The organism is Bradyrhizobium hereditatis (assembly GCF_020329435.1).
Taxonomy (GTDB): Bacteria; Pseudomonadota; Alphaproteobacteria; order Rhizobiales; family Xanthobacteraceae; genus Bradyrhizobium; species Bradyrhizobium hereditatis.
Map to the genome: position 1 here is coordinate 1 of NZ_JAGKJK010000036.1, position 14,195 is coordinate 14,195.

At 58.2% G+C, this 14,195-nt stretch carries 10 protein-coding genes and 4 pseudogenes; 3 read left to right on the forward strand and 11 right to left on the reverse strand.

Going from position 1 to position 14,195, the window contains the following annotated elements; genetic code table 11:
- A partial coding sequence (locus J6524_RS38150; protein ID WP_225678695.1) for an ABC transporter permease subunit occupies positions 1 to 312 on the reverse strand: 312 nt, incomplete at its 3' end.
- 21 nt (positions 313 to 333) lie between these two features.
- Positions 334 to 1,530 (reverse strand): transporter substrate-binding domain-containing protein, encoded by a 1,197-nt coding sequence (locus tag J6524_RS36485; protein WP_312002544.1) that lies wholly within the window; start codon positions 1,528 to 1,530, stop codon positions 334 to 336.
- Here J6524_RS36485 and J6524_RS36490 point away from each other — a divergent pair.
- Positions 1,438 to 2,493: pseudogene (locus tag J6524_RS36490) on the forward strand (IS3 family transposase). The gene J6524_RS36485 and the pseudogene J6524_RS36490 overlap by 93 nt on opposite strands.
- Before the next feature lie 1,084 nt (positions 2,494 to 3,577).
- On the opposite strand, the gene J6524_RS36495 reads toward J6524_RS36490, so the two are convergent.
- From J6524_RS36495 to hglS, 6 genes and pseudogenes are all read right to left on the reverse strand, one after another.
- A complete protein-coding gene (locus J6524_RS36495) occupies positions 3,578 to 4,381 on the reverse strand; it encodes an ornithine cyclodeaminase family protein (RefSeq protein ID WP_249789799.1) in 804 nt (267 codons plus the stop codon).
- A gap of 194 nt (positions 4,382 to 4,575) precedes the next feature.
- Positions 4,576 to 5,853: an NAD(P)/FAD-dependent oxidoreductase gene (locus tag J6524_RS36500; RefSeq protein ID WP_225678690.1), complete on the reverse strand. Its 1,278-nt coding sequence runs from the start codon at positions 5,851 to 5,853 to the stop codon at positions 4,576 to 4,578.
- Between the two features lie 553 nt (positions 5,854 to 6,406).
- A pseudogene (locus J6524_RS38155) lies at positions 6,407 to 7,208 on the reverse strand (Glu/Leu/Phe/Val family dehydrogenase); the annotation flags it as partial.
- 239 nt (positions 7,209 to 7,447) lie between these two features.
- The gene (locus J6524_RS36515) at positions 7,448 to 8,680 is read right to left on the reverse strand and encodes a pyridoxal phosphate-dependent aminotransferase (protein WP_225678692.1); all 1,233 of its coding nucleotides are present in this window, start codon (positions 8,678 to 8,680) and stop codon (positions 7,448 to 7,450) included.
- 13 nt (positions 8,681 to 8,693) lie between these two features.
- Positions 8,694 to 10,241: an L-piperidine-6-carboxylate dehydrogenase gene (amaB, locus tag J6524_RS36520; protein ID WP_225678698.1), complete on the reverse strand. Its 1,548-nt coding sequence runs from the start codon at positions 10,239 to 10,241 to the stop codon at positions 8,694 to 8,696.
- A gap of 65 nt (positions 10,242 to 10,306) precedes the next feature.
- A complete protein-coding gene (hglS, locus tag J6524_RS36525) occupies positions 10,307 to 11,722 on the reverse strand; it encodes a 2-oxoadipate dioxygenase/decarboxylase HglS (RefSeq protein ID WP_225678693.1) in 1,416 nt (471 codons plus the stop codon).
- A gap of 131 nt (positions 11,723 to 11,853) precedes the next feature.
- On the opposite strand from hglS, the gene J6524_RS36530 reads away from it, so the two are divergent.
- A complete protein-coding gene (locus J6524_RS36530) occupies positions 11,854 to 12,762 on the forward strand; it encodes a LysR family transcriptional regulator (RefSeq protein ID WP_225678694.1) in 909 nt (302 codons plus the stop codon).
- Positions 12,763 to 12,816: 54 nt separating this feature from the next.
- Here J6524_RS36530 and J6524_RS36535 read toward each other — a convergent pair.
- The 3 genes and pseudogenes from J6524_RS36535 to J6524_RS36545 all read right to left on the reverse strand — a co-directional run.
- Positions 12,817 to 13,052: pseudogene (locus J6524_RS36535) on the reverse strand (hypothetical protein); the annotation flags it as partial.
- A gap of 4 nt (positions 13,053 to 13,056) precedes the next feature.
- A pseudogene (locus J6524_RS36540) lies at positions 13,057 to 13,236 on the reverse strand (transposase); the annotation flags it as partial.
- 227 nt (positions 13,237 to 13,463) lie between these two features.
- On the reverse strand, positions 13,464 to 13,889 hold the full coding sequence (locus tag J6524_RS36545; protein ID WP_225678699.1) for a transposase: 426 nt from the start codon (positions 13,887 to 13,889) through the stop codon (positions 13,464 to 13,466).
- A gap of 89 nt (positions 13,890 to 13,978) precedes the next feature.
- On the opposite strand from J6524_RS36545, the gene J6524_RS37790 reads away from it, so the two are divergent.
- On the forward strand, positions 13,979 to 14,195 hold a 217-nt coding region (locus J6524_RS37790), incomplete at its 3' end, for a transposase (protein WP_312002545.1).

Sequence of the window (14,195 nt, forward strand, 5' to 3'; positions counted from 1 at the left end):
GCCAGCGCGGACGATCTCCGCGCCGTAAACGGCTCCATCGAGCGTCAGCACGAGGATCGCCGCCGCAACGGGGCTGAAGCGCGGCATTCCCGGTATCAACGGTAGCGCATAAAAAACCCAGAACAGCAAAACCAATGCCGAGGGCCCGCGAATAAGCTCGATCAAGACAATCGAGGGAATTCGTACTGCGGGCGCCTCGGATAATCTCATCGCGCCAAAGATGACCGCGCCGAGTGCCGCACCGGGAATGATGGACAGCGAGATCCAGATGGTGACCCACGCGCCCTGTGCGAGTACAGCCGGTACTCCAATATCGCTTCCACGGGTTGCGCCTTATCCGCAGCCCGGCACAAGGTCACTTGGCTTGCGGTACTTAGAAAGAAGATCCCAGCTGACAGCCCTCTCTGCTTCGGAGAGACCGGAGGCCGCCCCGGCGTTTACCACCAAATCCTTCAGCATGCCGTTACTGCGCAATGCGTCGAGCTGTTTGTTGAATGCGTCGCGGAAACGTAGATCCTCCTTGCGGAACAAGACGGCAAACCCATTTACTGGTGCCTGTGGGTCAACGACTGACTCTACTCCTTTCTGCTCCGGGTTGGGGATAGCGCTTGAGCTAAGTGCAACGGCGTCAGCCCGACCGCCTGTGACCGTCGCAACGCCAGCCTGATTATCAGGGACGCGCACGAGTTGCTCGGCCTTGATTCCCAGCGCGGCCGCGTAGGCGTCCTGCACCGACCCTGTGACCACAGCCAACTTGATCTCGGGACGGTGCGCAATTTGCGAGTACCCGGTCAGATGCTTCGGGTTTCCGGGGCGCACAAATAGCGCGTTCTGTCTTACGGCAATGACGTCTGAAAAGGCTACCACTTTGCAGCGGTCTTCGGTGATCGCAAGGCTGGGGGCTATCATGTCGACCTGATGAGCGAGCAGCGCGGGAATTTGGCCGCCCCAACCTATGAGCCGCGGCGTGATTGGCGGCAGCCCCATGCCTTTGACCACCAGGTTCATGACATCAGCTTGAAAGCCCTTCGCCTCTCCGTTCGGAGACAAGTAGATCCAAGGGGGGACCGATCCGATCGCAACTTTCAGTTCGCCGGCCTTATGGATTGAGGCGAGAAGAGGGTCCCCGTCTTGTGTCAATGCCGGATAAGAATAGGTCAACACTCCAAGCAGGACAAACAACGCGAACTTCGAGTGTGAACGCATAACTTCCTCTCCCAAGTTTAGGACCAAGAGTATTTCTTGCTCTTTCAACGCCAGCAAACGATTTTTTGTCAAGAGATCATTCTTCACTCGAATGAGGAGGACGCATTCCACATGCATGACCCGGCTGCAGTGCCATCTGCTTCCCGTTCGCCCGCTCGCATAGCCGCTGACCTTGCCCCTTGGATATAATCCAGTTTGGAGTTCGTTCTGGCCCAGGACAAGGACCAGAGCATGAAGCGCAGCCGATTTTCGGAAGAGCAGATCATCGGAATTTTGAAGGAGCATGAGGCCGGCGTGTCGGTCGCCAATCTGTGCCGCAAGCATGGCATCAGCGAGGCCAGCATCTACAAATGGAAGGCGAAGTTCGGTGGAATGGAAGTGTCGGAGGCCAAGCGGCTGAAGACCGCTGGAGGACGAGAACACACGGCTGAAGCGGCTCTTGGCCGATGCCATGCTGGACAACGCGGCCTTGAAAGACCTCGTGGGAAAGAAATGGTGACGCCCGCGGCCAAGCGGAAAGCTGTCGCCCATCTCCGAGGCGCCTCCGGGATGAGCGAACGTCGGGCGTGTAAAGTCATCGGCTGCTGCCGCATGACCATGAGATACCAGACGACCCGGGCGGACGAAGCCGGCCTTCGCCCGCGCATGCGTGCAATTGCCCAGGAACGTCGTCGTTTCGGCTATCGGCGCCTGCACGTGCTGCTCAAGCGGAGGGCTATCTGGTCAACCACAAGAAGCTCTTCCGTCTGTACCGGGAAGAGAGGCTCGCGGTGCGCCGCCGTGGCGGCCGCAACCGGGCGATCGGGACCCGGGCGCCGATGATGGTGGCGATGGCGCCGAACGACCGCTGGTCGCTCGACTTCGTGTCGGATCAGCTCACCGATGGCCGTCGCTTCCGTATCCTCACCGTTGTCGATGATTGCATCCGCGAGTGCCTGGCGCTGGTCGCCGATACTTCGCTCTCCGGCACCCGCGTGGCGCGGGAGCTGGACCGGCTAAGCCTTCATCGAGAGCTTCAACGGTCGGCTGCGCGACGAATTGCTGAACGAGACGCTGTTTACCTCGCTGGCCCAGGCTCGCGTCGCGCTCGGATGCTGGCGGGCCGATTACAACGATGCACGCCCACACTCGCGGCTCGGAGGGAAGACGCCATCCGACTTCGCCATCACCTGCCATCCGCGCCGGGATCTGGCGCTACGCTATGCCGAGGGCTCCGCGCCAGCTCCCGTCGCTACCACCGCCCAACCGGGCAAATCCAATAGCCGGAGCGAACTCAGGATTGGATAAAACTTGGGGCAAGGTCAGAACCACATCGATATCACCTCGCGGGCACGTCTTCCTGAGGCAGCTACTAGTTTATCCAGCGCTTGAAGGGCACTCTGACGATTTGAGAGGCGCATTAATAAACATCGGGTTCACCGACTGAAACCGGATGAATTTCTTGGTAAGAGCTATGCTTGGCGAAGATCGTGGCCAGAGCAGATCGTCGTGTGCCTCATCGTTAATAACAACGTTTCGGGCGTCAAAGCGGGTGCAACGACTCCCTCCGAAGCAAGCTTTCAGCACCTCGACAGTTTGGAGATGGACAGCATCGCCGAGCGCAACGAAGTCCCCATTTTTGGAGGTTGGTTACCGACCAGCGCGAGGAATCTGCAGGGCGTCACGCCTGCGATCTCTGGTATCTTGCGACACTCAAGGATTTACCGGCAAGTCTACATAGACGCACTGCATAAGCCCCCTTTGTAGGAGGAGGGCGAGATGGCTAACCTTGAAATTGCCGTGGAGGGTATCGGGAGGGGCTCGCTACCGAGCGGGCTCGCACGATAGCCGTCTGGCAAGACGCGCAGAACGCGAGAGGGATGCGACCCCGTCCTAATGATCTATCTAAGTTTCGAATAGGGCAAAGTGGAGGCCCGGACGGAAGTTCGGTTTGACGCTGACCTTGGAGGGCTGATGTTTGCGCCGTTCGGCCCCTCTGCGCGGCACATACCCAGTCGAACGCCGTCGTGATCGCAAGTGGATGGGCAACCATCGGGATTAGTGGACATGTCCCGGCGGCACGAAGAACGACAGCCACGCTCTGGGATAAGCTCCCAGGTGTTCACACTTTGACCGACACAGAACGCGACGCATAGCAGGGTAAGGGTCCGCACGCGTGTCTGGTAGGTCCTGCTGGTTTATTTTCGCTTTCCTGAAACGGCCGAAAGCCGAGCAGGTCCAGGAGCGTTGCGCTAGTCGGATACCCGTGATCATTGAATGTAGGAAAACGCAATATCGTCGCGATGATCCGCCGTACGATGCCAAGAGTGAATTCATGGCACGGCTCCTCAAATCCGAGCGTCGATGGCGCGCAACCCTGCCAGTATCAGTCTTATCGCGGCAGATGCGTTCCGATCCCGGATGCGCGAGCCATTCGAAGTGCCAATTCCGCCAGAGCTAAGTCCGCGATTGCGTACCCCCCGAAACCGAAGAACGCCTTCATCGGCGCGCTCGGCCGCGACGAACCCGAAGCGAGATGCTCGAGGTCATCATGGAATTTGACTGACTCCACCGCTCGGCCCGATGCATCCCACGGCGCTGTGGATTGCCTCAAACTATGCGTGACCAGCGTGTTGAAAGCGGTGAACGTTTCCGGCAGCCAACTGCAGCCCCTGTCCACGGCCGTGACGAATGAGGACGACGGGAGCACTCGAGCGTCCAGGAAGGGCTTCAATCCGGGCGAAATCGGAACCATTGAGACCACGATTTCGCTCTGATTCAGCAATTTTTCTGGGTCATTTGCAATGATCGGTTGCAGTCCTTTCCGGGAGGCCGCAACCGCGACCCTCTCGGCGGAAGCGAGGCTCCGGCTCAAGAGATGGATCTTGCGCAGCGAGGGAAAGAGGTCAACAAACGCCTCGAGGTGGCTGAGCGCCTGCTGGCCGCAGCCGACAAACCCGATTGTAGTCGGCGCCTCGGGCGCGAGATAGACGGCGGCCGCCGCTGACAGTGCTGCTGTCCGGATCAGCGTGATCGTATTGCCGTCGAGTACCGCAATGGGCTCTCCGGTCTTGTAATCACTCACACAAATAAGGCCGTTGATGCCGGCTCTTACGTCGTTCAGTCCAACTGGAGCCGCCGCTACCCATTTCACTGCTGCGATGCCGTGGGTCTCGGATCCCGCCATCATCGACATGAACGCGTGACCGGGACCGATCCTGATGCTGGATGTAGGCAAGCTGACATCGCGGCCCGTCCTACACCCCCGAGCAACGGCAAGAACCGCCTCACGCGCGTCGCGGGGCGAAATCTTCAGGCTTTCGACATCGGCAATCGATAGGTAAAGCAGCTCAGAGGACATCGGTAACAATCTCTTCATCAACGGCGCGTTCAGAATCTGCGGACCGACATCGGGGAAACATCCAGTCGAGGTCGCTGTCCAGCGACAAGTGCCGCAAGCAGCTTAGCCGTTGCCGGCGCTTGCGCCAGGCCAGAGCCGCCATGGCCGAATCCATAGAACAAGCCGCCGCAGGACCGAGTGGGGCCGATGCATGGCAGGCCGTCAGGCGTAGCGGGACGATGGCCCATCCAGCGATCGATCACCTTGTCGGATTCGAAAGGTGCTTCAAAGACACGTGATGCGAACTGATGCAAAATGTCGGCTCTCCGCCAATCAGGAGCAGCTTTGAAACTTGCCAACTCTATCTGGCCCGCGATACGCAATCCTTGCCGCATCGGCGTAATGCCGATCTTTCCATCAGCTGGCATTATCGGGCGGGTGGCGGTGCGCCCTCCGTCTGCAATCATCACGTGGTACCCACGCTCCGACTCAAGCGAGACACGATCGCCGGCGGCGGCCGCCAATTCTTTCGACCCAATCCCTGCCGTGACGACAGCTTGCTCGCATTCAATAGAAGCCTCGCCGATCTTTACCGCCCTTAGGCGGCCATCTGAGATCTGAAAACCCGTTGCTCGCGCTCGGATAAACTTACCACCCCGCTTTCGGATCAGTTCGGCAATCGCCTCACAGTACGCCTTGACGTCCGTACAGTGGCAGCCGTCGTCGAGCAGCACGCCACACGTGTAGCGCGCAGAAATATTTGGCTCGAGTTTTCGAAGATCATCCTTCCCAAGCTCGGTAACTTTGATTCCAAACCGCCGGCGCATGTCCCAACCCGACGCGGCAGCAAGGAATTGTGATTTGTCCCGGTAGATGTACAGCTGACCCTTCTGCTCAATCAGATGGCCGACGCCCGCCTCGGCCGCGACATTCTTATGATCTTCCGCGCTGTGCCGGCAGAGCTCGAAGCGCACTTTTGCGCAATCATTAACCTTTTTCCAATTTCGACCAGCCCAGACAAATCTGATAAGCCAGGGCAAAAGGCGAGGCAAATATGCCCACCGGATCACGAACGGCCCCGATTTGTCCAGCAAGTATCCTATCACGTCGCGCCAAAGTCCTGGCACTGAAAGCGGCATGATGTTTGATGTACTGATCCATCCGGCGTTACCGTACGATGCGGCCTGCCTGCCCCCGGGCTCACCTGGGTCAATGACGACCACTTGCCGGCCCGTCCGCTGAATTTCCAGCGCAGTCATCAGCCCTACGATCCCGGCGCCGATGACCGCAACCTTTGTCTCTTTGTCTGGATGAGATTTAGTGCGCATGTTCGTTTGCTCCCCAACTTCGTTTGCCCCCCCTAATGACGGAGTGTGGTAGGCTGAGTAGCGTCTCTAGAGTCTCCGACGTACCAAATCATTCTGGGTGCCAACTCATTTCGCGAATCAGAGAGAGAAAACAATGAGCTCCAACCCTGCCGCCCATATACCGGCAGCGCAAACGATTATTCGGTATAATGTCATTCGGAACTAGAATAACTATGACCGATTTGTTCCGAAGATTTCTGCGCCCGACGCAGTCCAAGGAATGCCGACAGCCCGCCTGTTCACCGTCGCGCCAGAATCCGGTGCTCACCTGATGGTCCCTAACGTCGGGTTAATGGAAATGTACCGTGTGCATCACCGTCTGAATTGGACGACCTGGCCCAATGGAGATCTTACTGCTGTCTCGGCCGACAACGATTGCGGAGCTCGCCGATGCAATCTGCACGAATTAGAGAACGGGCGCGGTGAGGCCTTAGAAAATACCGACAGGATCCCCGAGCTGAAATGAAATGGCTGGCTCCCTGGAATGACTCGAGCATGAAATGCCTGCTGCCTTGGCGCCCTCGGCCAGAATACGACATTTGAGCTTGGCGGCATTATTTCCCTTGATAACCTGATCGATGGCGGCCGGTACCAGGACATCGCACTTTCGGATCAACAGTTCTGAGGGTTTGATAAGGCTTTGAGCAGAGAACCCAGCAAGTTGACCACGTTTCGCCATGTGGCGTTGCAACTCGACAAGATCGAAACCGGCTGGGCCGTACTATGCGCCGGTGTGATCACTCACGCCTATGATTTTAACACATCGTTCGGCGAGGAAATATGCTGCAACAGATCCAACGTTGCCGAAGCCCTAAACAATGGCTGTCGCGCTGCCGAAGCTGAGCCCAAGGTGCTCTAGCGCGCGAAAGACCAGATAGGCTACTCCGCGCCCCTCGCTTCACGGCGGCCAAGTGTGCCTCCTGCCAAATATCGGCTTTCCGGTGACGATTTCATTAGCCGCCTGCCCCTGATACATGGAATACGTGTCCATGAACCAGGCCATGACCTGCTCGTTAGTGCCCATGTCAGGAGCCATGACGTCGGTGAGGGGCCCACAAAAGGAATCATCTCCTGCATGTAGCGTCGGGAAAGCGCCTCGAGCTCGCGTGGTGAAAGCGCACAAGATTCTTCGCCCTTGGTTGGCCGAGAGTAAGGTGGTGTTGGACGCGGTCGCGCTGAAAGACTTCCGTGCGACCATCATCCCTGTGAATTGGGCATGACAAGGCGATCGTGCGTTTCGGATAAAGTAGTCGGTCTCTGTCCATTTCGGAGATTTTGAGATAGTCGGCGACCGGCTCAAATTGCTGCCTGGCCAGTTCGAAGACAGACCGTCATAGATTGATCTGTTCACAATCACACCCCCTTGGGCATGAGGCTATTGAGGGGGAAATGGAAAAATGACCGCCCACGGAGGGTACCTACTCGTCGGTCCGTTTCGGGAGGGACAGCAGAACGATCGCGTTCAGGAGATTGGTTCAGTAACGGATCAATCCAGGAAAGTTCGAAACTGCGGTTCAACTGCCCGGAGGGGTCACATTGAAGGAAATCTTCTATTTTAAGACAACCCAGCCGTTGCAAGCGCAATACGATGGCACGCTTCCTCCAATTCGGACATCGATGTGGCGTAGGAGATCCTGAAATATGGACTAAGGCCGAACGCCGAGCCCGGAACGACTGCAACACCAACGCTGCGCAGGAGGTATTCGGCGAAATCGGTGTCGGTGGTGATGCACTGACTATCCGGCGTTGTTCGACCGATCAATCCGGTGCAACCAGCGAACGTGTAGAAGGCGCCTTCGGGCATTCGGCATGTAATGCCGTCTATCTTGTTTAAGGCCGCCACGACGTAATCACGCCGCTTTTGGAAGGATTGGCAGCGTTCACCAATAATCTCCGCTGGGCCATTGAGCGCCTCGACTGCTGCGGCCTGGCTGATTGACGACGGGCAGGACGTCGATTGGCTCTGAACCACGGCCATTGCGCGAATGAGCGCGCTCGGACCGCCCGCGTAGCCAATCCGCCAGCCCGTCATGGCATAAGCTTTGGAAACCCCATTTATCGTGAGGGTACGATCGCGAAGCGACGGCTCGATTGCTGCGGGAGTTACAAATTGAAGGTTGTCATAGATAATGTGCTCATAGATGTCATCCACCATGAGCCAGACATGCGGATGCGCGAGCAGCACATTTAGAATGGGCCGATAATGTGCCTCTGAGTAGGCAGCCCCCGTTGGATTGGACGGAGAATTCAGGATCACCCAACGTGTACGCGGCGTGATCGCTCGTGCGAGATCCTCCGCTACCAGCCGAAATCCGTTGTGTTCCTGAGATGGCACCATCACAGGCTTGGCGCCCATGATCAGCACGATGTCGGCATAGGTCACCCAATACGGGGTCGGGATAATGACCTCATCGCCGGGTTCGAGTGTCGCCATCATAGCGTTGAAAAGTATCTGCTTAGCCCCGGCCGATACCGAAATCTCGTCTTGTGCGAACTCCAGGCCGTTGTCGCGCTTAAACTTGGCTCTTATCGCGGCTTTCAATTCAGGTGTTCCGTCAAGTGCAGTGTATTTTGTAGCGCCGGCCACCATCGCACGCATTGCCGCGTCCTTGATGTGCTCCGGCGTGTCGAAATCTGGCTCGCCTGTACCGAGAATAATGATATTCCTGCCGTGTCGCTTAAGATCGCTCGCAAGGCTAGTTATCTTCAGTATCTTGGAAACACCGATCGGCCCAAGTCGGCTCGCCGGCCGAAACTCTGCCGATCGTTCTTGAACGGAAGCGTTCACGCCTGCTCCTCCATCAGACCACGTCGAACCTGACGCCCTGGGCGAGCGGCAAGGTCCGCCCGTAGTTGATGGTGTTGGTTGCCCGGCGCATATACGCTTTCCATGAGTCGGATCCGGACTCGCGCCCCCCGCCTGTCTCCTTTTCACCCCCGAACGCCCCTCCGATCTCCGCACCGGAGGGCCCCATGTTTACATTGGCAATGCCACAATCGGAGCCACGCGCCGAGAGAAATGCTTCAGCCTCTCGCACGTCATTGGTGAAGATGGAGGACGAAAGCCCGTGCGCAACCGCGTTGTGCAATTCGACGACGTGGTCGAAATCGGTGTACTTCATCACATAGAGGATCGGAGCAAAGGTTTCCTGTTCGACCGGTCCACTCTGCGTCGCGATCTCGACCAGGGCCGGACGCACATAATACGCGTTAGTAGCTCCGTCTATCACTAGACGTTCACCGCGATACACGACGCCACCGGCGGCTCTTGCAGCGTCGATTGCACGTTCCATGCCGCGATATGCGGCCTCATCGATCAATGGACCGACCAGAGTCGCAGTATCGAGCGGGTTGCCGATCGTGACGGAAGCATAGGCCCGCTTCAGGCGCGGAACAAAAACATCATAGACGGCTTCATGAACGAATAGACGGCGCAGCGTCGTGCAGCGCTGACCGGCCGTGCCCATCGCCGCAAAGGCAACTCCACGCAGCGCCAAGTCAAGGTCCGCCGTGCACGCAACGATCGTTGCGTTATTGCCGCCGAGTTCCAGGATTGCACGTGCGAACCGTTTTGCGAGTCGTGGTCCAACCTTGCGGCCCATCTCAGTCGAGCCGGTCGCTGATATTAGTGCGACCTTTGGGTGATCAACGAGGGTTTCGCCGATCTGACGACCACCAACTAGCACCGCCGATAACCCATTCGGAGCCTTTCCGCCGTCCCGCTGAAAACGCTCAATTGCGCGTTCGAGTAGCGCTTGCGTTGCCAGCGCCGTCAATGGTGTCTTCTCGGATGGCTTCCACACAACACTATTGCCACACACCAGCGCCAATGCGGCGTTCCATGCCCACACTGCGACCGGAAAATTGAAGGCCGAAATAATTCCAGTGACGCCGAGCGGATGCCAGGTTTCCATCATTCGATGCTCGGCGCGTTCAGCCACGATGGTAAGGCCGTAGAGTTGGCGCGACAAACCGACAGCAAAATCGCAAATGTCGATCATCTCCTGGACCTCGCCGAGGCCCTCCGAGACGATCTTACCGACCTCGATCGAGACCAGCTTGGCCAACGCCTCCTTATTGGCGCGCAACTCGTCGCCGAGCAGCCGCAGAAGCTCTCCGCGCCTCGGCGCGGGCACTAGTTTCCATTCACGAAATGCCGTGTGCGCCGCCTCGATCGCAGCGACTGCCTCGCTTTCGCTTGTTTGCTGGACATTACCGATGGTTTCCCCGGTGATCGGAGTACGCACCTTAAAGGTGCCATCTTTGTACCGCGAAGGACTCACCTCGATCTTAGCGAGTAACGAATTAACTTCGTCGAGGAGATTCCCCTTCTGGAGCTGTGGCTGCATTCTGGGCGTAACGGACATGAAGGCCTTCTCGAATTCGCGTGTCGGTTTTCAATCATTGGGGCTTGCTACAAGCGACTCGCGGCTAATCCATGCGCCTGCGAAGGCGACTTGAGAAATCCAAGCTGCTTGAGGGCGCGCGCCAATGAGGCTTCTTGTGCCTCCGCGTACAGCTCCAATTCGTCGTAAACCGAGGCGCCTAGAGCTGCTTCGAACTCAGCCTGATTGGATCGGGCAGAATAGTTTTTCTGCTCGTCGGTACCGAGGTTGGATTGGAATATGCCGGCGGCGCTGACGGGCAGAAAGTCCTCGTACACGATCGGATCAAATTGTATAAAGCCGTGCGCAATTAGTTGGTCGACTGTCGAGGGTAGCTCGCCGCGCCCGGTCGCATTTGCCGAGTAACGGAAGAAGGCAAGCCCTCGGGAGCGGAGCTCAATCCAATCGTCCGGAAACGATCTGAATTGCTCTGATAGTTCGGCTTCGTAACTGAACGCCTTCGAACCCAGGGCGCCGACCTGAACATTGCGGGCGGACGCGAGCAATTCATCATAAAGCCTGCGGCCCTTCGCAGTCAGCGCGACGCCTCGTTGCTCGATCTCACCAAAGCGGGCGGTGTGCGTTCCAGCTGTAGCCTGGCCCATCTTTTCCTTGAAGACGATCGGTTCTTCCAGAGCCTTGAAGCTGGTCTGCCGCAATAGGATCGGGCAGGTGCGAGGGGGAGGCCCTTCGATAACTGCTTTGGGCGCAATGCCGCCTCGCGGCATGCCGGCCTGAACGGCATCGATATCCAGAGTCCGCGGCGTGAGGTGATTGATGTGTGGGCCCTTGAAGCTGACGATATCTGCTATCAGACGGTGCGCGCCATGAAGCCTTCGGTAAGTAGCAAGATCAACAGTGGCATCACTTTGCCAACGGAATGTTTTCAGCGCCTCACGAACAAACTCTTGCGCCTCGGATAGCGTCAGCCTGCCGCGGGCCTCAAATACACCGACGAGTTCGAGCACACGTGGCGTAAAAACCCGACGAAGGGAAACGATCCTAGCGGCCTCGTTACGTAGTGCAAGATCTTCAATCAAGTCGAGCCGAAGCAAAGATGTAAATACCCGGAAGGGATTGCGGCGAAGGGCTTCCTCCGCAATCGGGCGGAAGGCGGTGGAATGAACCGGCACGCCAGCCACAGACAAATCATAGTAACCGACCGGGTGCATACCCATGACAGCGAAAACGCGGCGAATATCAAACAGCTCGTTCGCAGCGCCGAGTCGAATGGCACCATGCCGCTCGACACCCAGCCTTTCGATTTCCCCACTTTGCTCTAGCCTTGTACGCAAAGCAGGATCGGCGCGCAGCGTCTCTGCGTTGACATCACCGACGAGTTCCAAGAGCTTCCCATATTGCGGGACTTCCGCGCGATACATGTCGGACATGGCGCGCGAGAAAAGGTCGCGTATGTCATCAGGATGAGCGTACCGATAAGCCATCATAGCTCCATTGCTCCACAACCCTTTAGGGTTCGCGGGGCCATACTAATTTGGTCTGTTAGTTCAGAAATTATCGTTGCATTTCCGGGGTAATCAAACGATCCTTTATCAAGAGATCATTCTCAACTGGAATGAACATGCAGACGCCCCGGCGATTCTTGCCGTCGACCTCGCTGCTCGCGGCGTTCGAGGCCGCAGCCCGAACAGGTAGCGTCACCTCGGCGGCTAGAGAACTCAGTCTCACCCAGAGTGCGGTCAGCCGACAGATCAAGCTTCTCGAGGAGCAGCTCGAGGTCGATCTCTTTTCGCGTGAACGCCAGTCCATCTGCCTGACAGCCGCAGGTGAAGCCTATGCGCGCGAAATTCGTGAGGCGCTACGTAAGATCAGCACAGCCTCGTTCAACCTCCGCGCCAATCCCAGGGGCGGCACCCTCAATCTCGCCATCTTGCCGACGTTCGGGACGCGTTGGCTTGCGCCGCGACTTCCCCGGTTTTTGGCCCTGAATCCGGGCATTACTATCAATCTTGCTACGCGCCTGACCTATTTCGATTTCCGAAGCGAAGCACTGGATGCTGCCATCCATTTCGGACCGCGTGACTGGCCTGGTGTCGAGATGGCTTTGTTGCGGTCTGAACAGGTCGTGCCGGCCTGCAGTCCCGAGCTGAAGAAAGAGTATGACTTTCGCTCAGCTGATGAGCTCAAGAGAGCGCCGCTGCTCAGCATCTCAACGCGACCTAATGCTTGGGACCAGTGGTTCTTAACCCAGAACATAGCGGGCGGATCCGGGCAGACGATGTACTTCGATCAATTTGCCACCGTTTCCCAGGCTGCAATGGTCGGCGTCGGCGTTGCGCTGCTACCAAGTTTTCTGATCCAGGACGAGCTGGCGAGCGGCCGGCTCGTGCGCGCCCTCGACCTGCCTATGGAAAGCGCCGAGCGATACTATTTGGTGTGGCCGCCTGAGCGATCGGCCTATCCTCCCCTTGTCGCATTTCGGGACTGGCTGCTGGCAGAGAGCGCGGCAGATCGACAAGATTGAGAGATTGCTTTATGCTTGGTGAAGCAAGCTAGTGCACGTGCGCATCACGGATACCTACCGAGCCAGCAGCAATAGTAAGACCACTGAGCAATGTTTCGCAGTCGTCACTTGATAAGCCGGACAGTGGTGACTTAGAAGGCGCAACAGATTCCTCAGCCAAGCGAAGATGCGGCGGAAATTGTGGCCGATGGGGAGAGGATGAGGTTGGTAGCATCGCCAGCGCGGCGCTTGAGATAACAGCGGCCGAGGTGGCCTTCCGCCTTCAGGTGGCCGATCAGGGGCTCGATGGCGAGGGTCGGTGACCCGGCTGATCAGGTCGGGCGAGACCTCGGTGCCATACAGTTCGGCCGGGTGGCCCTGGATCTCCCGCACCGTCATGCCTCGGTCGTACAGGCTCAAGACCTTGTCGTCGAAATCTGTAAAATGCGTCTGCCCTTTGGCGATCAGCTGCGGCTCGAAGCTGCCGGCACGATCGGAAGTGTCAGATATTTTGTGTAAGAGGCCCCTGTGAAGGTCGAATCGCAGTCGTTTCTTGCATCAGCCGGGCATTGTCATCGATCCCATGGTGGCTAACAGTGGACGGGCAACAAGCTCTGTCAAGGCCGCAGCCGCCGCAGGCGGGGGCCGCAGGCCCGCCTTTACAGAGCTTGCTGATCGGCCAAACTCGGGCCGCCGGATAGGACGGCTGATCGACACTTTGGTCATCGCGCCGACCCCGGAAAACGCGAGCCGAACTGAATGGCGAACTGGCCCATGGCGGCACTCCACTCGACGCCTCGCCGCCACCTCAATCCGGCGTTCTTGATGGCGAGATAGAGCAGCTTCAACGCCGCGTCGTCGTTGGGAAAGCTGCCGCGGGTCTTGATGATCTTGCGCAGGCTACGGTGCAGCGCCTCGACCGCGTCGGTGGTGTAGATCATCTTGCGGATGCCAGGAGCGAACGCGAAGAATGGCACGACCTGTTCCCAGGCGCGGCGCCAGGCCTGGCCGATCGCCGGATAGCGCTTGCCCCATTCGTCCTCGAACTCCTCGAGCCGGACCGGCGCGTTGTCGGCATTCTCCGCCCGGTAGATGGCCTTGATGGCAGGCAGGATCGCCTTGCGATCCTTCCAGGCGACGAATGCCAGGCTGTTGCGTTAGCGTGTAGATCGCCCCGCATAGCGGGCGGTGTTTGATTGTCAGAGAATCTCCCGGTGATTTGTTCCCAGGAGATCATATGAGCGAACATAGGTCTGACACTAAGAACTTCGAAGTTATCACGGCGACACCCGAGCGACTTCCGGTCAGTCCGGGGCGAAGGCATCGCAGCTGGTCGCGGGAGGCGAAGGAGCGGATTGTCGGGGAAACGTTCGCGCCGGGGGCGAACGTGTCGGCGATCGCGCGGGCTCACGGGCTTGATCCATCGCAGGTGTTTGCCTGGCGGCGCAAGGCGC